The organism is Exiguobacterium qingdaonense (assembly GCF_018617855.1).
GTDB lineage: Bacteria > Bacillota > Bacilli > Exiguobacteriales > Exiguobacteriaceae > Exiguobacterium > Exiguobacterium qingdaonense.
Map to the genome: position 1 here is coordinate 43,446 of NZ_JACSKY010000005.1, position 18,919 is coordinate 62,364.

General features: G+C 47.6%; 14 protein-coding genes and 1 other RNA gene. 3 read left to right on the forward strand and 12 right to left on the reverse strand.

What is annotated here, in order from left to right; all coding sequences use genetic code 11:
• Nucleotides 1-34 precede the first annotated feature (34 nt).
• The 3 genes from trhA to secA2 all read right to left on the reverse strand — a co-directional run bounded on the left by trhA (nucleotide 35) and on the right by secA2 (nucleotide 4,103).
• Complete coding sequence (gene trhA, locus KNP00_RS07545; protein WP_215143762.1) at nucleotides 35-706, reverse strand: PAQR family membrane homeostasis protein TrhA; 672 nt, start codon at nucleotides 704-706, stop codon at nucleotides 35-37.
• A 227-nt stretch (nucleotides 707-933) separates the two neighbouring features.
• Nucleotides 934-1,737, reverse strand: a complete 804-nt coding sequence (locus KNP00_RS07550; RefSeq protein WP_215143764.1) for an SLAP domain-containing protein — start codon at nucleotides 1,735-1,737, stop codon at nucleotides 934-936.
• Nucleotides 1,737-4,103 (reverse strand): accessory Sec system translocase SecA2, encoded by a 2,367-nt coding sequence (gene secA2 / locus KNP00_RS07555; RefSeq protein ID WP_215143766.1) that lies wholly within the window; start codon nucleotides 4,101-4,103, stop codon nucleotides 1,737-1,739. The genes KNP00_RS07550 and secA2 overlap by 1 nt, the downstream gene beginning before the upstream one ends.
• 252 nt (nucleotides 4,104-4,355) lie before the next feature.
• Here secA2 and KNP00_RS07560 point away from each other — a divergent pair, with 252 nt between their 5' ends.
• Both KNP00_RS07560 and KNP00_RS07565 read left to right on the forward strand, forming a co-directional pair.
• Nucleotides 4,356-5,651, forward strand: coding sequence for a Y-family DNA polymerase (locus KNP00_RS07560; protein WP_215143768.1), 1,296 nt, complete (start codon nucleotides 4,356-4,358; stop codon nucleotides 5,649-5,651).
• A complete protein-coding gene (locus KNP00_RS07565; RefSeq protein WP_214746123.1) occupies nucleotides 5,648-5,977 on the forward strand; it encodes a YolD-like family protein in 330 nt (109 codons plus the stop codon). Before KNP00_RS07560 ends, KNP00_RS07565 begins: the two co-directional genes overlap by 4 nt.
• On the opposite strand, the gene KNP00_RS07570 is transcribed toward KNP00_RS07565, so the two are convergent.
• From KNP00_RS07570 to KNP00_RS07585, 4 genes are all read right to left on the reverse strand, one after another.
• A complete protein-coding gene (locus KNP00_RS07570; RefSeq protein ID WP_240542782.1) occupies nucleotides 5,974-7,530 on the reverse strand; it encodes a SulP family inorganic anion transporter in 1,557 nt (518 codons plus the stop codon). The genes KNP00_RS07565 and KNP00_RS07570 overlap by 4 nt on opposite strands.
• A gap of 133 nt (nucleotides 7,531-7,663) precedes the next feature.
• Nucleotides 7,664-9,076, reverse strand: coding sequence for an NAD-dependent epimerase/dehydratase family protein (locus tag KNP00_RS07575; protein ID WP_215143772.1), 1,413 nt, complete (start codon nucleotides 9,074-9,076; stop codon nucleotides 7,664-7,666).
• 88 nt (nucleotides 9,077-9,164) lie between these two features.
• Entirely contained in the window at nucleotides 9,165-10,940 is a 1,776-nt protein-coding gene (locus KNP00_RS07580) for a UvrD-helicase domain-containing protein (protein ID WP_215143775.1), read from the reverse strand.
• Nucleotides 10,937-13,054: an ATP-dependent nuclease gene (locus tag KNP00_RS07585; RefSeq protein WP_215143777.1), complete on the reverse strand. Its 2,118-nt coding sequence runs from the start codon at nucleotides 13,052-13,054 to the stop codon at nucleotides 10,937-10,939. Before KNP00_RS07585 ends, KNP00_RS07580 begins: the two co-directional genes overlap by 4 nt.
• A 155-nt stretch (nucleotides 13,055-13,209) precedes the next feature.
• Here KNP00_RS07585 and KNP00_RS07590 point away from each other — a divergent pair, with 155 nt between their 5' ends.
• A complete protein-coding gene (locus tag KNP00_RS07590; protein ID WP_215143779.1) occupies nucleotides 13,210-14,169 on the forward strand; it encodes a GIY-YIG nuclease family protein in 960 nt (319 codons plus the stop codon).
• Between the two features lie 338 nt (nucleotides 14,170-14,507).
• On the opposite strand, the gene KNP00_RS07595 is transcribed toward KNP00_RS07590, so the two are convergent.
• From KNP00_RS07595 to KNP00_RS07615, 5 genes are all read right to left on the reverse strand, one after another.
• Nucleotides 14,508-14,666, reverse strand: coding sequence for an alcohol dehydrogenase (locus KNP00_RS07595; protein WP_215143781.1), 159 nt, complete (start codon nucleotides 14,664-14,666; stop codon nucleotides 14,508-14,510).
• A gap of 114 nt (nucleotides 14,667-14,780) precedes the next feature.
• Nucleotides 14,781-15,136, reverse strand: a transfer-messenger RNA (tmRNA) gene (gene ssrA, locus KNP00_RS07600).
• 49 nt (nucleotides 15,137-15,185) lie between these two features.
• Nucleotides 15,186-15,656 (reverse strand): SsrA-binding protein SmpB, encoded by a 471-nt coding sequence (gene smpB, locus KNP00_RS07605; RefSeq protein WP_214693541.1) that lies wholly within the window; start codon nucleotides 15,654-15,656, stop codon nucleotides 15,186-15,188.
• Between the two features lie 54 nt (nucleotides 15,657-15,710).
• Complete coding sequence (gene rnr, locus KNP00_RS07610) at nucleotides 15,711-18,116, reverse strand: ribonuclease R (RefSeq protein ID WP_215143783.1); 2,406 nt, start codon at nucleotides 18,114-18,116, stop codon at nucleotides 15,711-15,713.
• A gap of 15 nt (nucleotides 18,117-18,131) precedes the next feature.
• Nucleotides 18,132-18,872, reverse strand: coding sequence for an alpha/beta hydrolase (locus tag KNP00_RS07615; protein WP_215143785.1), 741 nt, complete (start codon nucleotides 18,870-18,872; stop codon nucleotides 18,132-18,134).
• Nucleotides 18,873-18,919 lie beyond the last annotated feature (47 nt).

Here is an 18,919-nt window from a genome sequence, read left to right on the forward strand (position 1 = left end):
TAAAAAAAAACAGACGCCCCTTAGGACGGCTGTCTTATAGGCTTGTCGAAGGTGCGACATAGAGCAGGATACTTAAGAAAATGAAAACGCTCCCGGCTAGGACGAACAAGTGCCAAATCGCATGGTTGAACGGCAGTTTTTGCCACACATAAAATACGATTCCAATCGAATAGGCGAGCCCTCCTGCGAGAAGAAGCATGAACCCTTGATGCCCGAGTGATTCGTACAAGGGGCGGATGACGATGATACACATCCAGCCGAGTGCGAGATACGTCACATTCGACACCCACATATACTTACCGGTCGAAAACAATTTCCACACGATCCCGAGAATCGCCACACCCCATACAATCCCGAATAAAATCCAGCCAAGCGTCCCGTGAAGTGTCACGAGGGCAAACGGCGTGTAACTCCCGGCGATGAGTAAGTAAATGCCTGCATGATCGAACACTTGCAACACCCGCTTCGCCCGTGGATGCGGGATGGCGTGCATGAGTGTCGAGAAGAGATAGAGTAAAATCATCGATGCCCCGAACACGCTGACCGCGGTGACGTTCCACGTGCTCCCACTCTCTGTCGCGTTCATGACGAGTAAGACGAGGGCGACGACACTGAAGATGACCCCTAGACCGTGCGTGACCGCGCTCGCAATTTCTTCTCCGAGCGTGTCGGCATGGAGCATCTCTTTCAATTTATTTTGTTCCATATGCTCCCACCTTCCGTAATGGTTCCTTCTAGTATGGACATTTCCCGATTTGAACGCAATCAAAAACACGGGCTACCGATTCGCCCGTGTCGAGTTTATGCGACTTCCTTCACCGGCACATCACATTCCATCCGGGCCGCCCGCATCGACCGCGCCCGTCTTTTAGACACTTTTGTTCGACAAAAAACGACGCCCGATTCGGACGTCGTGAAGCATCATTTTCATGATCATTGTTTAATTCGTACAGTGAACGGTCCATCGCCTTCAATATCTTCAAATGTGACCGATACCGGATAAGCGTGTTTGCTGTGGACCGGCTCTTCGAGACGAATCATCGTGAAGCCGACCACTTCATCCCCGTTCACGAGTTCAAGCGGAAGTTTTTCGACGTTCAGGTGACGGTCGTACCCGTTGCGTAGAAGAATCGTCGCTGTGACGTTCGTCTCTTCCTTTTCCACAGACACGAGCATCAAGTTGAACTCGTTCTCTCCGACCGGCGGCGTCGAGATGTTCGTCCGCATGAGCTGTTGCCATGCACGTTTTGAGAATGTCGCCTCCTCTTCCGGAGACACGAGCTGAAGCTGGTCGATTGGGTTCATTTGGAAGACGAGTCGGAGCGAGTCAAACGACTCCACCTCGCCGAACATCTCATCCAAGAAGAAGTCCAAATATACCGGCTTACTCGTCCATGCCTCGAAACTTGGCAATTCGGAGCGGCCGAGCACTTTGCGTCCGATCGGGACGTTGTTCGCGTCCAATAAGAGGACCGGTAGCTCGTTAATCTCGAACGAGCTCGGGAGCGTGTTACGGAACAAGGCGACGATGGACAAGTCATATCCGAGCGACTCGGCATTCAACAACTCGATCGAGAGCTGGTTGTCAAGAAGCGGCGGAAGCCGTTTCGCGTGGTAACGGAAGACGTACTCGTCCTCTTTCGGGATGCCCATCGCGTCGTCGATGACGAGCGTCAATTGGCGTCCCTCCTCTTTGTTTCCTGTTTCAATCTGTTTACGTTTACGAAATCCTAACATTATACTTCCTCCTCTGCCATCTCAGCGAAATAACGGTCGAGCTGGCATAGTTCCGTCGTGACATCCCGTGCGATATTGATATACGTCTGTTCGAAGATTTCCAGTCCTTCTTTTCCGAACTGACGGCTCGGGTCTTCCTGACCGTAGCTGCGAAGCCCGATCCCTTCTTTCAATCCGCTCATCGTCGTCAAATGATCCGTCCACTTCATGTCGACGGCACGAAGAAGCGATTCTTTGGCGAAGAGGACGATGTCGTCCTGTTCGAGGCGTGACGCCGTCGTATCGATGATCGCCTCCATCCAGTCTTTTAACGCATCCTTCAGTTCATGCGTGTCGGCGATATCATTCGCCCATGTCGGCTCCTGCATCGTCAAGTAGCGCAAGTCCTCTTTCAACTCATCGATCGGCCATTCTTCTGGCACGAGTTCGTCGGACACGTGCATATCGACACTGTTCTCGAGGGCGAGACGCATCATGCCGAGGACGTTTTTCGTGATCGCGTCCGCGTCGGCGTTGACGGCCTGGTTGCGAATCGTATAGATGATATTGCGTTGTTCGTTCAAGACGTCATCGAGTTTGAACAAGTAGTCCCGAATCGAGACGCCGAGTCCTTCGATCGTCGTCTGCGCATATTCGATGACCTCGATCGCGTCTTTCGATGAGACTTCACCTGTCGCGTTCGGTTTCAATTTCTTCTCCACACGCTCTAACTTCTGCGCCGCATAACGTTTCACGATCTCATCTTCAAGTGAGACGAAAAACTCGGTCGCACCCGGGTCACCTTGACGTCCTGAGCGACCGCGGAGCTGATTGTCGACACGCTTTGACTCGTGGCGCTCCGTCCCGATGACGAAGAGACCACCCGCCTCCTTCGACTTCGCGTCGAGCGTGATGTCCGTCCCACGCCCGGCCATGTTCGTCGCGATCGTCACTCTGCCGAACTGACCGGCATCGGCGATGATGTCCGCTTCTTGCGAGACCGTCTTCGCGTTCAACACGTCGTGCTCGATTCGCTTCTTCTTCAAGTGCTTACTGATAGCTTCTGACTGCGCGATCGAAGTCGTCCCGATTAAGACCGGACGTCCCGTCGCATGCAGTTCCGCCACTTTTTCAGTGACTGCTGCATATTTTTGCTCGATCGTCATAAAGATGCGATCCGAATGGTCGATGCGTTGACGTTCACGGTTCGTCGGCACTTGGACGACGTCCATGTTGTACGTCTTCAAAAACTCTTGGCGTGACGTCTGCGCCGTCCCCGTCATCCCACCGACGAGCGGATACATGCGGAAATAGTGCTGAATCGTGATCTCCGCCGTCGTCTTGTTCTCCTCGGTGATCGTGACGCCTTCTTTCGCCTCGAGCGCCTGATGCAACCCTTCCGACAGGCTCCGCCCTTCCATGATGCGTCCCGTGAACAAGTCGATCAGCTCAATCTTGTCTTCACGGACGATATAGTCGACGTCAAGCTCGAACAAGACGTTCGCCCGGAGCGCCTGGACGAGATAGTGGTAGAGCACCTGGTGCGAGGCGCTGAACAAGTTGTCGATGGCGAACAGCTCTTCAATCTTGACGATCCCTTCTTCGGTGAACGTCGCAGATTTCGACTCGAGGTCGACTTCGTAGTCGGTCTCCTCGAACTCGAAAATGATTTGTTGTGCCAACTGCTTCAAGCGGATATGTGACCGGTCCTTCTGCGCGATGATGAGCGGCGTCTTCGCCTCATCGATCAAGATGCTGTCGACTTCATCGACGATGGCGAAATGGAACGGGCGTTGGACCCGCTCTTCCGGTTTATGGACAAGGTTGTCACGCAAGTAGTCGAAGCCGAACTCCGTCCCGACCCCATACGTGATGTCCGACTGGTACGCGGAACGCTTCTCGTCCGCCTCGATATCCGGGACGTTCAAACCGACCGTCAACCCGAGGAAGTCATGAATCTTCCCGATCTGCTCTGCGTCACGTCTCGCCAAATAATCGTTCACCGTGATGACGTGGACGCCTTTTCCTTCGAGCGCCTTGACGTAACTCGGCAAGGCGGCGACGAGCGTCTTCCCTTCCCCGGTCGGCATCTCCGAGATGTTCCCTTCGAGGAGGGCGAACCCACCGATGAGCTGGACGTCATAGTGACGCATCCCGAGCACACGGACTGACGCTTCGCGGACGAGAGCGAAACCTTCTTCCGCGATGTCATCCACTTTCTTCCCATCCAAGAGACGTGCTTTGAGCGTCTCCGTATATGTACGCATCTCGTCATCCGAGAGGGCTTTCATCGTTGTCTCTAATTCATTAATACGCGCGACCCGTCGTTCGTACGCTTTCAAACGCCGGCTTTGATCATTCGTTAACTGTTTTACAAATTGGATCACACTAATAGCCTCCATCTTTCTATCAATTCATCACTTACATACTCGTCTATTATAACGAAAATCGAACCAATTCGGAGACTTTTTTACGAAAACTTCCTAAAAGTTGGTTTTTAGTCATCTAAAAACCTATAAATTTTGGTTAATTTTCAAAAAGTATTTGTAAAAATATTTTCAATTCACTATTTGAGATGACGTGAGACCGTGTTACGATGAAAAAAACAGAACATTTGTTCGTAAAAAGGAGTGGTGACGATGCGCAGACGAATCTTCTGTATCGATAGCGTCTCGTTCTATGCCAGTTGCGAGTGTGCCGCACGCAACAAAAATCCTTATCAGACGAAGCTCGTCGTCCTCTCGAACCTCGAGGATAGCGGGGCGCTCGTCCTCGCGGCGACCCCGAAGATGAAACAGCTCGGCATCAAGACCGGGGCGCGTCGCTTCCACATCGACCGCCTCCCGTGGCATGAACGACGGGACGTTCTCTATGCCGAGGCGCGGATGAGTCATTATTTGAACGTCTCCATCCAAATCATCCACATCCTCCATCAGTTCGCCCCGCCCGAGGCGATTCGCGTCTATTCGATTGATGAGACGCTCGTCGACATGAGTGGGACGGAGCGGCTGTTCGGAAGTGACGAGCACGTCGCCCATCTCATCCGTGCGACGATTTTTCGCTATACGGGCATTCCCGTCACCATCGGCATCGGGCCGAACAACGTCCTCGCCAAGCTCGTCCTCGACTTGCATGCGAAAAAGAACGGCGTCGCCACGTGTCTTCTTCACGACGTCGAGCGGCTCATCCATCCGGCTCCGATTGAGAAGATGTGGGGCGTCGGGACGAAGATGGCGGTCCACCTGCAGCGGCTCGGAATCTGGACGATCGGGGACTTGGCCCGTTATCCGCTCGAGTCCCTTCATGAAAAGTTCGGTGTCATCGGTGCAGAACTGTGGCATCACGCCTGGGGCATCGACGAGTCCCCGACCATCCTGCCCGCGAGCTCCCTGTTCGGGGCGAAGCGGACGCGACCGAAGTCGATCGGACACGGCATCACCCTCATGAAAGACTACACGACGTATTCCGCGATCCGGCTCGTCCTACAGGCGATCGCAGTCGAAGTCGGGATGCGGACCCGACAAGCGGGACTCGTCGGGGGAACGATCCACCTCGGGGTACGCTACACCCGGACGAGCGACCGGGGTGGCTTCAGTAAACAAAAGAAGCTCCCCCGCTTCACAGCGGACGAGCAAGAGTTTCTCCCGATTTTATTGCAGCTATTTTTAGACGGTTGGGAAGAGACGGAGGCCGTCCGCTACGTCTCGGTCGCCCTCGGCAAACTCGAGCCACAAAGCGACCACGTTCAGTTATCGTTCTTCGAAGACGAATGGGCGAAAGCGAAACGGCTCGACTTCCTCGATTTGATTGACGGCCTGAACGTCCGGTTCGGTCGCGGCACGATCCGACCGGCGTCGAGCCTACTAAAAGACAGTCCGCTCCGGACGCGCCAACGTTTAATTGGCGGACATAAACAAGGAGGCGATTCCTCATGAGCAAGACCCGCTATCGTGACCGGGGTGAGTTGAAATGGATCCCATTTCTCATGCCCGAGCACGTCGCCCTACTGAAACGGTATTATGCCCAAATCCAAAAGATCGAACTGCCCGACTTGGACGAACAGCTCCTCTATCTTTGGCAGACCGAGCTCGAACGGGCCATCCGTGAAGGCGATCAGGTCGAGGTGACCTTATTCGTGGACGGCTTGACGAAAAGCATGCGTGGCTACGTCCACGCCATCTATTACGCCGAGCGCGAAGTCGAGCTGTTCGACGGCGAGGTGCGCCGTGTCCCGTTCGGAGATATCTTGTCCGTTCGTTAAGACGCCTCGATCGCTTCCTGGGTCGTCTCGAACGTCTCGATCCCGTCGAGCAGACCATAGTGAGCAAGCGTCGCGCGGACCGATGGTGACAGATGCGCGAAGATGACATGACGTTCGGCCACTTTCAGCTCGGTGACGACACGCCGCAACTCTTCGACCGCGGTCACGTCGATGACCGGACAGCGGTGGAAGTTGAAGATGAACACGTTCGGTTCCCGATGAATGTGATGGAGAACGTGCTCGAACAACTCGACCGCACCGAAGAAGAGCGGACCTTCGACACTGAAGACGATTTGGCCGTCTCGTGTGACGTACCGTTCTGTCCGTTCGCGCACATCAATCGTATCGGCCATTCGTTTCGCAAAGAGTGCGAGCGCACAGATGACGCCGACCTCGACGGCGACGACCAAGTCGACAAATACCGTCAATAGTAATGTGACAAGAAGGACGAGCGACTCGGATGAACGATGACGCAACATCGCCATCACGTGATGGCGTTCGGACATGTTCCAGGCGACCCGCATCAAAATCGGAGCGAGTGCGGCGAGCGGCACGTAACTCGCGAACGGCGCGAGGACGAGCACCGCAACGAGCACCGTGAGCCCATGGATGACACCGGCACGTCGACTGACCGCTCCCGCCTGAATGTTCGTCGCCGTCCGAGCGATGGCACCTGTCGATGGGATTCCTCCAAAGAACGGCGTGATCACGTTCGCGAGCCCTTGCCCGAACAGTTCCTTGTCCGGCTTCATCTTCGTCCCCGCCATCCCGTCGGCGACCGTTCCCGAAAGAAGTGACTCGAGTGCACCAAGGAAGGCAATCGCGAACGCGGACGGGAGGAGCGTTGTGATCAAGTTGATGTCGATCGCGAGCCAGTTGAATTCCGGTAGTCCGCTCGGGATGCCACCGTATGCACTTCCGATCGTCGCGACCTCACCCGGGATGAGGAGACTGACGAACGTCGGGACGAGCATCGCCATGAGTAAGAGCGGTAAACGGAACGGCAGCTTCGGGACGAGCCAAAGCGTCAAAAAGCCGATCCCAGCAATGACAATCGGCCAAGGGCTCGCTTCGGGCAACGCCTGACCGAGGCGAAGCAAGTTCTCGTGAAAATGTGGTGCCTTCTCAAAGGTGACCCCAAACAACTCATCGAGCTGGTCGACGAAGATGACGACGGCAATCCCGGCCGTGAAACCGATGGTGACGGCCCGGGGCATGAAGCGGATGAGCCGTCCGACCCGAAGCACGCTCATGAGGAGCAGCAACATTCCGGCGAGGACGGTCGTGACGAGCAATCCCTCATACCCGTATGCGAGGACGACACCTGAGACGATCGGGATGAACGCTCCCGTCGGTCCGGCGATTTGGAACGTCGAACCTCCGAACAGGCTGACGAGGATTCCAGCGAAGATGGACGTGTAGAGCCCATATACCGGCGGGACGCCTGAGGCGATGGCGAATGCCATGGCGAGCGGGATGGCGACGACACCGACCGTAATTCCGGCCGAGATATCCTTTTGCCACATCTCACGTGTGGAGAGTGAGTCTTGCATCATACATTCCTTCTTTCCAATCAGTTCAAAAACGAGTTTAGTGTACGCCTGGAAAGAGGGCTTGTAAACGGATTGAGAAAAACGTTAACAGAATGTACAAAAGAAAAAGACGCACCTTTCGATGCGCCTCACGTCAATTCGTCGGAGCCTCCACGACTTGATCGCCGTCTTCTGCGTCTTTTGCCAGCAACTTCACGTGTCGACCGAACAGCCACATGACGACGAGATGGGCTTTCGCCTGCGTCTTCGTATAGAACCACCACGGGAGGGCCGGCACGAACTCATGGATGGCGACGAGTCCTTCATCCGAATCCGGTAAGCGTCTAAACTCGAGACGCCCTGTCTGATCCTCTTCACTCAACTTGACGAACTTGCCCCCGTCAATCGCAAAGGATGCCATATCGTCCGTCGCTTCCTGTTCAAGCGATAGATGAAGCGCGACGAACGAAGGATCGAGCAGCGCAATCTCCCAATCATCATCTTCTTTCGTCGTCTGGATGAGCGGGTACATAAAACGACCGAGCCACTCGAAGTACGTGTCCGCCATCCAAAGCGCCGACTTTTCTTCAGGCAGACCGAACCGCTGAATCGAACGGACCGTATACGATTTCGGCTGTTTTTTCTTTTTGCCGCCCGAGGACTGCTTCTCTTCTTCCTCAAGCGCATGTTCGACCGCCTGTTTGAATGGAATCTCACCTTGGCCGATACCTTCGACCGTGTCTTCTGCGACCATCGCGTGCCCCATGCTCTCGACGAGCGGATAGACGGTCGCCTTCGGTTCACCCGTGACAGCCATGACCCACAGGCGCGACAGTTTGATTGTCGGGAACGGGAAGTCGATCAAGACGCGACGCTTGTCCATGACCTCGGCTGTCTGTTCGATCATCTTCCGATACGTCATCACCTCAGGACCTCCGATGTCGATATGACGGTCGTAGAGCGACTCGGCACCAACGACCGAGATGAGCGCCTGAACGGCTTCCCGGATGTCGATCGGGTGTGTTTCCGTCTTCGTCCAGCGTGGCAAAATCATCGTCGGCAATCGTTTGACGAGCTTCGCTAAAATCGGGAACGATGAGCCTTCCGGACCAATAATCAGTCCAGCCCGAATCGTTGTTACCGGTACTCCTTGTCCGCCGAGGATGCGTTCGACTTCGAGTCGACTCTTCAAATGACGCGACAACGTCTTCTCTTGTTTCGGGATGATTCCGCTCAAATAGACAATCTGTTCGATGTCGTTCGCCTTCGTCGCCCGGGCGAAGTTGTCCGCAATGAGCGCGTCCATATCCTCGAACGTCGCTTGTGTCAAGCCGCCGTCCGGAATCATCGAGTGGACGAGGAACATCGCATAATCCGCACCCTCGCATGCTTCTTTCGTTGCTTCGTATGAGAACAAATCACAGGCACGCCACGTGATATGGGCCTCATCTTCTTTATTCTTCGTCGATCGCGATAACGCGATGATGTCATACTCTTCCTTCAGCTGCTCCATCACGTTCGAGCCGATATAGCCGCTCGCCCCCGCAATGACAATCGTTTTCCGCATAATGGTCACTCCCCTAATTATTCGCATAGAGGTAATGTACCCGTGTTTAATAGGATATAAATCCCCCCTCACATTTATAGATTGTAATTCACTCCTTTTCTACCCATCCGTAAGCAATTAATTTTTCTTTATATTCTGGTGACAACATCGACTCTTCAATTCCAATGGCTAACAAATGAGTTGGACGACTAAATGCAACATAGGCTAACTTCAAAAATTTTATAGTGTCATTAATTAAATCTTTCTCAATTTTATCTAGAGATTGGTACTCTCCGATTAAATAAGGTTTTAAGATATCAAAAATGTGGTTATCAAGTTGAGTATTTAGTAATAACAATGTAGATCTATGAGTTTCACCTTTAACTGAATGTATAGTTCCTATATAAACACCTCTTTTTGAAGTTGAAGGAACAGAATCGGGTATATTAGCAGCAACAGAAGTATTCGAAAACATTATTTCTAATTTCTTCTTAATTTTTTTATCTTTAAAATTACTAATTTCTTTTTCACACAATGATTTAATTTGAGATATCAAAAAATCAACATTATTTTGAGAAAAAGCTTGTTTAATACCTAAAGCGATATTGATTCGAGTTTTATAATCTTCTCTTAACATTTCTTCTGATTCGCGAAGCGAAATGTCAGTCTCATACGCAAAAGTTTTAATAATAAATTTATATAATTTAGTAATCAAACTTTGAGAAATTGAGATATCAACATTATTTTTTTCATAGTGCTTGAATATGGCCTTTAAATCATCATGTTTAAGCGAAATTATGGAATCCTTATTTTGGGACGTATTATACGACCGATCTTTGTCACTGATAAATTTAATCAACTCATCATATTTTCGTATTAAATCCTCTTCTGAATTATATAAAATAAAATAAGGAGAATGAGATTCATTAATACTTGCTGAGGTAAAGGCGTCATATTTTTCTAGGGCTACATTTCGAACGTGTTTTGCAATTTCTTCACTAAACCTTACAGTCTCAGTGATTTCAATTTTTTCAACTTTTTCTATAGATGGGAGCCAAGCATCTTTTTTTCCACCAAAAATTGTATACAACGCTTGATAAGGATCACCAAAGCGTTGGAAAGGAATATTATCCAAAAAAATTTCATTTAAAATAGTTAATTGATCATCGCTAGTATCTTGTGCCTCATCTAATAAAATAAATCGAAACCTGTTTTTTAAAGCCTCTATAATCGAATCTTGATAATTATTAATATACCAATTTGCGAACTCAAGACATTGTGAATTGTTAATATATCCTAACCTTAATAAAGTTTGAATACTCGAGTTAAATGCGTCTCTATAAGAAGGGGGTGCATTACTAGTAATATCAAATTTAAAATTTGGTTTAAAAGTGATTTGAGGATTTTTGTATTCAGGACGTGGAGCATCCCATTTATACCATCTTGGTTTTAAATAAGAAAATACCTCATTGAATTTTTGAAAATACTCTTCACCATCTAGTACTATCATTTCTTGGTTCTCACTAAACAAATGAAAAGATTTTTTGCTAAAGTATTGAATAATAAATTCTTGGATAGTTCCTATGAAATTAGGAAAACCCACCTCTTTAATGCCGACTTTGTGCAATCCGGATAATATTTCATCGACTGCGATATTAGTATGAGTAATTACGCAAATCCCTTCATCATTGCATTGATTTTCTTCACTTAGCAAAAGTGCACATTTAGCTATTAATACTGTAGTTTTACCAGATCCTGGACCTGCAATAACGTTTGCCGTATCGCTATTAAAAATCACATTCTTTTGTTGAACAGAAAAGTGAACATTACTTGGCAATAAGTTTCTCTCTATCTCATTAAAAAAATCATCATCGTATTGAATCATAGTTCTCCCCCGGCCTCGTGAGTATTTTCGGGCAGAATTTCATCAATTGTTTTCCCGGATACATGTAAAATAGCAGAAATTAAATATGATACGTATTTATCAGTTAGCAATCTTTCCTTTATAAAATCTGTCTTTCCACCAAAATTGCTTAACAATAACAAACTAAAATTTTGAGCTAATTCAGCTTTAGAAACTAATTTTTTAAAGACTGGGTAAAATATTTCCAAAGCAGTTTCATCATCAATATTTGATAGTCCTTTAAAATATTCAACGCGTTGATTAAACACTGTTTCATTTTTACCTTGAAAAGGATTTTTATATCTGAGAGTATGGATTGAAGTGTACAATTCCTCATATAGACAGCTTTTTGCCAAGCTATATTCTAACGTCCATTCTGGTGTAATAAACACTTCATGATTACTATTGTAGACATCATATTTAGCCTTAATAGATTCTTGTTTGCGTTCAATTTCTCGAGAAATAAATTGCTCCGTTACACTTATCTTTAAAAGTTTTTCCAAATCAGATTTATTGTCATTACTAACGTTCAGATTATAATAAGCAACTAATTTATTTATTGTAGCGAATTCTAATTCTATGTCATCAATTTGAATATCATCTTCCGTCACTTCTAATATCTCGAAAATTTTTGCCAATTTTTCTGAGCTTTTAATAGAAAATATATCTCTAGATTGTTTTTTATCGTAATAAGTAAATGGCTTAACATCTAAATCTGTAATAATTGCTATTGGGATATTTATAAATACATTAGCAAAACGCTCTCTCCATTCAGCAGATCTAGAAAATAATTTTAAGTACCTTTCAAAAGATGTACCGTGAACATTAACCACTGAAATACCATACTTATGTAACGGTATTCCTATCAATTCTGCTAGAGCAGGAAGTAACAACATTTCCGATTCGCCCTCAACAAAAATTATACCTTTTGCAAAAAACAGATTACTTTTTGTTGCATCTAAAAAACGATCTAAAAAATTATAATCTTCTTCTTCAAGACAGGTATATTTCTCATTCATCGGGTAACAATAATTGTTTTGAATCATCAGTATACTTTTTGGACTAACAGATGCTACTAGATCAGAACTGTGCGTTGTAAGAATCAATTGCCCTGAAACAGAATCATTAAAGATAGCATTTTCTAAATACTTTATTAACCTGATTTGAGCCTGAGTATGAAGATGTGCTTCTATTTCTTCTATTAAAGTTAGGTTTGGACCTATATTGCTTCCTTCATCGGAAAAATTATTTAAGAGTAATAATTCGGTTGCTATAAATAATAAATTTTGATTCCCTAAACCTAAGTTGATTTCCTCATTTTCTAAACTTAGTTTTCTTAAAATTGAATTTAAATCACTTTGGGAAATACTAAATTTTGATTTAGCTTTAGTGTTATCCGTTTCATCGTAAAAGTCTTTAAGGATATTTTCGATGTCTTTCACAACTGATTTTCCCTTTACATATTCTGTTTGAAAAAAATCCTCTATTTTCTCATTAGCTTCCTTCATAACAGTAATTAACTCTTGAGATCCCTCACCCTTCAATAATTCATGTGCCTTCAAAATATTTACTAATCTAGACTTGACACCTGATTTTAATTCAGAACCAGCATCTCTCAAAGGTTTTAAGTAGGTAGTCTTTAATAATTCTTTCGCATTATTATTAAATCTTAGTTCACAATTTTTTTGACCCGCTACCAATTTTTTTTCGAAATATTCTCTTCCATTCTCGCTAATTTTTTTCTCTACACTTAAAACAACTCTTAACTCATAGTTTTTGTTATCATCAAAAGAAAGCCATTCTAAAAATAGACCTGCTTCTATTGGACTCAAGTCTGAAAAAATACCCTCTATTACAAATTTATCAGCATAAATCCCACTTTCAATTTGAGAAAAATCTTCTTGCACAACTTTTTCATAGTCATCACTTGAAGTACCAAGCAACAACTTAATTGAATCGATAATGGCAGTTTTTCCAGAATCATTTTCTCCGATAATCACATTAAGATTCTTGTTAAGTAGAATTGAAATACCTGGTTCTCCATCAAGAGACATAAATTTCCTGAAGTTATACAAATTTAATTGATTTAAGTACATATATCAAACCTTCTCTCAAAAAATTAACATTAATAGTTAGTTCCAATATTATTATAATTACAACATACATTTAGGTAAAAATAAAATTGGAAAACAAAAAACTTTTACAATTGTAAATGAAATACCATCAAATATCTCTATAAGGAGGTCATTATGTGAAAAATCAAATTGATGTAAACTCTTCCGAAAACGAGCAAAATATAGCGTTCTATGTATATGAGTTCTATTTAACAAAGTCAAATGAAGTTTTTTATGTAGGCAAGGGTACTAAACAAAGAGCTTGGAGAAATGCTAGAAATGCAGCTTGTGAACAAATTAAACAGCAATACGATTGGGATGTCCGAATTGTAGAGAGCAATTTATTTGAAGAAGACGCCCTGTCTTTAGAAAAAGAACTAATTTTAAATTACAGAGAAACAGGTGGAATACTAACAAACATCTTACCCGGAAACTCGAAAATCACAGATACTCAAATTATTTCACATATAAAGTATGTATTATTTTTAATCGAACAGAAAGTGATTGCAATGAGCCTTAGTGAACTAAGTAATATATTCTTTTTAAATAGCTCTACTGTGTGGAATATAGCAAATACAGATACCTATTCTAACATCGAACCATTAATACCTGACAATATCGAACAAATTGTAAATACATATCATTATAATTCCTATAATGAAGATCGAACCAGAGCAGGTAATATTAAATATGTTTTATCTTTGCTTGAAAAAGGAGTAATTAAAACTACACAATCAAAAATCGCAGAATTTTACGGAATGACTGGATCAAATGTAAGTAGCATAAAAAAAGGACAAACTCATAGCGAAGTTCCACCGCTTTTACCAGAAAACATTGGAGAAATACTAACATTATTTAATCCCTTTGATCTTTCAGAAGAAGAAAGATTAAAAGGATACATTGCATTTATTCTTAGATTGAGAAATGAAGGAATAGTCGAAATAAATAATACAGAGTTAGCAAATTTACTAGGTACTACAACTTATATGATTTCAGAGTTTACAAGAACTAACGAAGATAGACGTTATCAGTTTCAAGAAGTTAGACCAACAAAGGATATAATGACCGAATTGTTACCCTACTTTGTAATAAACTAAATTAAAAAATAGGAGTTAGACAGTAAAATCAATCACCTTGTCTAGCTCCAATTAAAATCACTATAGATGGAAGAAACCAGGAAGTTGAACTCGCGTCCGCAGGCATCGCACTTATGCTTCTATGTGTGTAGTTTATCTATTGAATCTCGATATAACATTAACGATCAAAAATCTGTCTCTTCTAGATAAATGACTTGTAATTTGAAGCTTGTTTTAGTGATTAGTGATTAGCAAATACAGAAACAAAAAGAGGATCATCCAGGCAAAAACACGCATTGGTGACCCTCTTTCTTTAGTTCGACTTTTTTAAAATCACACTTGAAGATTATTAAAGTTTTTTATCCGTTACTAGATTGTTTCTTCTCTTGTTGCTTTTGCAAATACGCTTCACGAAGCTGGTTCAATCGTTCTTTCTTGTTCGAGACTGTCGGCTTTTTACCGTCTTGGTACTTCGCCGCAGCTACTTTGCTTCTCTTGTCTAATTGATATTTCCCCATGCGTTTCACCTTCCTTTCTTTTTGGATTCAATCAAAAGCAAAGACCCTCTAATCTCAATGAAATTAGAAGGTCTTCATGAAAATCATTGATCGCAGTCGTTACAGACTGCTTCAAAATGGAGACGGCGGGAGTCGAACCCGCGTCCGAAGGCATCGTAACGTATGCTTCTACGTGTGTAGTTTATCTATTGAATCTCGATGTGACACTGCCGATAAACAGGCGTTGTCGCATCCAGTCTGTTTCATCTCTTCTTCGCGCCCTCAGACGGCGAGGTTGAAGCGTAGCTTGCTTAGTTTGAGACCCTGAAAGTCATCCACACAAGCGATGGATGTCAGGATCCGCAGGGCACTTAGGCTGCTGCGAGTTGTGTGTTAGTTTTGCCAGTTATAGGCGTTTGCGTTTTAACGAGGCCGACCCCTCGACACGCCACATACGACCGACCTACCCCCGTCGAATCCATAACGTCCCCGGGGTGGTAATTGGTACTATATTTAATATACCACAATCAGGATTCGTTGTCAGTATTTTTGCCGATCGCGCATGGCACGGTCGACGTCACGCTTCGCGTCTTTCTTCTTCAAGTCCTCGCGTTTGTCGTACTTCTTCTTCCCTTTTCCGACGCCGAGCAGGCACTTGGCGAACCCGTTCTTGATATACACTTTGAGCGGGATGATCGTGTAGCCGTCACGCCCTGACGCCCCGATGAGCTGATTAATCTGTTTCTTATGCAACAATAACTTTCGGACGCGGAGTGGCTCATGGTTGAAGCGGTTCCCCTGGTCGAACGGGCTGATATGACAGTTGTGAAGCGTCGCCTCGCCCCCGTCGAACCGGACGTACGCATCCGCGATATTGATCTTCGATTGACGGACCGACTTGATCTCCGTCCCTGTGAGCACCATGCCCGCCTCAATCGTATCCTCGATCGCATAATCGAAGGACGCCTTACGGTTTTGGGCGAGTGCGTTCGAATCTTTCTTCTTGGCCATACACATTCAGTCCTTTATCTACAAGATACGGAGGAAGGGACGAGCCCTTCCCCGTCAGCGACGCTTCTTCGCACCTCGTTTGGCGTCGCCTTTTCGTTTTTGCTTGTCTTTCTTCTTCAGGTCGAGCGCCGAACGGCCTTGGGAAGACTTCTCCCCGCTCCGTTTCGGTTTCTCGCCTGGTTTGCCCGGCTTCCCAGGTCTGCCTGGTTTGCCGCGCTTCTTCTTGTCGTCCCGACCGCGACCGCCACGACGGTCTTTCTCGTCCTTCTTCGGACGACCGCCTTTCGCTTTGATTGTCGTCGGTTGGCGACGGCTCGACTGTTCCCGTTTCGGCATGCCGACGACCGTGAAGTCGATCGTCCGCTCGTCTAGGTTGACGGCGTCGACTTTGATTCGAACGGCGTCCCCGATGCGGAACTGGCGTTTCGTCCGCTCTCCGAGGAGCATGAGCTGCCCTTCATCGAAGTGGTAGTAATCATCCATCGACTGGAGACGGACGAGCCCTTCAATCGTATTCGGAAGCTCGATGAACATCCCGAAGTTCGTGATGCCGCTGACAACACCGTCGAACTCTTCGCCGAGATGGGCTTCCATGTACTCGGCTTTCTTGAGCGCCTGTGTCTCGCGCTCCGCGTCGACCGAGCGACGTTCCCGTTTCGATGCCTGTTCGGCGATCGCCCCGAGACGGTCCTCGTACTTGGCGATCGTCTTCTCCGATAAATCATTATTGAAGACATACGTGCGCATGAGACGGTGGACGATCAAGTCCGGGTAACGACGGATCGGTGACGTGAAGTGTGTATAGAAGTCAGTCGCGAGTCCGAAGTGACCGAGCGAGACGTCATCATACTTCGCCTGTTGCATCGAACGCAACATGATCGTGCTGATGACCGGCTCTTCCGGCTCCCCATCGATCGCCTTCAAAATCTTTTGAAGCGTCTTCGGTTCGACCGTCTGCCCTTTGAATCGCTCAATGTGAATGCCAAAGTTCGCGACGAAGTCGAAGAAGAAGTCGAGCTTGTCCGATTTTGGGTCATCGTGGACGCGATAGATGAACGGCACGTCCATCTTGTGGAAGTGTTCGGCGACCGTCTCGTTGGCCGCGAGCATGAACTCTTCGATCAACTTCTCGGCGACCGAACGTGGACGGAGCACGATATCTGCCGGCTTCCCTTCCTCGTTGACGACGACTTTCGCCTCGGCGAAATCGAAGTTGATGGCACCGCGCGAGTTGCGTCGTTTCCGGAGCACTTCTGCGAGCTCGGCCATGAGGTCGAACTCACCGATATACGGCTCATACTTTTTCAACGTCTCCTCGTCATCGCGCTCGATGATCTCACGGACGTTCGTATACGTCATCCGCTCCGTCGTCTTGATGACACTCGGGAACAAGTCATGGCTCACGACCTTCCCGTTTTGTGGGGAGATCTCCATGACACAGCTGAGCGTCAAGCGGTTGACGTGCGGGTTGAGGGAACAGATCCCGTTCGAGAGCCGGTGCGGCAACATCGGAATGACGCGGTCGACGAGATAGACACTCGTCCCGCGCTCGAGCGCCTCGACGTCGAGCGGTGAGCCCTCTTTTACGTAATGCGAGACGTCGGCGATATGGACACCGAGCTCGTAGTTGCCGTTATCGAGTTTTTTGACGTGGACGGCATCGTCCAAGTCTTTCGCATCTTCGCCGTCAATCGTGAAGATCGTCTCGTCGCGAAGATCGACGCGACCGACGAAGTCTTTCTCGTCCGCCTCGTCCGGTACGGCGTTCGCCTGATTGATCACGTCTTCTGGGAACTCCGTCGGAATGCCGTGCTTGTAGACGATCGACAAGATATCGACGCCCGGGTCGTTCTTATGCCCGATGATGCGGACGACGTCACAGGCACCGGCGAAGCGTCCGTCCGGATACTTCGTGATGCGCACGACGACTTTATGCCCGTCGACGGCACCGAGCGACTTGTCCGGGTTGACGACCGGCCAGAAGTTGATGCGCTTGTCATCCGGCTCGATGAAGGCGAACTGGTCGAGTCGACCGCTCGGGAGTGTATACGTCCCGACGAACTCAGAGAGTCCGCGCTTCAATACTTTCAATAAAATGCCTTCTGTCTTGCCACGGTTGTCCTCGCGTTTTTTGACGAGGATCGTATCGCCATGGTAGACGTCCTTCAGTTGGTCGGGCGGCAAGAACACGTCTTCCGCTTCCCCTTCGACCGACAAGAAGCCGAAGCCGCGTTGGTGAATCGAGATGATTCCCGCGACTTGGCCGAGCGTGGCGAGCGTCCCGTAACGGTTCGTCCGCGTCCGGCCGATGGCACCCTCTTCCTCGAGGGCATTCAATGTGCGGATGAGCTCTTTGAAGTCATCCGCCGACGCGAGCTGTAGTCGCTCGGTCAGTTGATCGACAGAGAGCGGTTTCTCGCTCGCCTGTAAGATCTCTAATAATTGGTCACGTAAATTCAACGTGACACCTCCTTCTTAGACTGACCAGTCTAACGTTTCGAGAAAATCGAGCACGTCCTGGTGCAGTTTCTCTTTTTCTTTGTCGAGTGTGATCACATGTCCCGAGTTCTCATAGATGAGCAACTCTTTTTGGAACGTGTTGACCGCCTCGTAAATCTGATTCGCCGATTCCGGGTCGATCATGTTGTCTTTGGCGCCTTGGACGACGAGTGTCGGGACGAAGATGTCCTCGAGCTTCGAGGCCGTGTCGCGGACGAAGGCACGGAGGTCTTTTAGCGTCGGCATCGGTTTGAACTCTGCCATCTCCTGCTCAATCTGTTCCGGCGACTTTTCTTCTCTACCCTTATATTCTCGGGCATATGCCTGGACTCCTTTATACAGACGGTCCTCGGCATCGATTCCCGTCGGCGAGCACATCGGGATGACCGCCTTGACATCCTTCTCCTCGGCGAGACGGAGTGACATCACGCCACCTAGCGAGAGTCCACAGACGACGATCTCCTCATGCCCTTTGTCGACGAGTGTCTGATAGGCGTTCAAGACGTCTTCCCACCAGTCCTTTGGTCCATATTGGAGTAACTCTTCCGGTGGGACGGCATGACCTCGATAGATCGGTCCCATACATGTGTATCCTTCTTTTTGAAGGAAGCGGCCGAGCATGCGGACATCCGCGCTCGATCCAGTGAAGCCATGTAACATCAACACGGCACGTGGTCCGCCTTCGAAGAAGAACGGTTTCGGTGCAGTTACTTTCATGTCGTACGTCATCTCCTCGTCTCTACATTATTCCCAAAAAATAATTC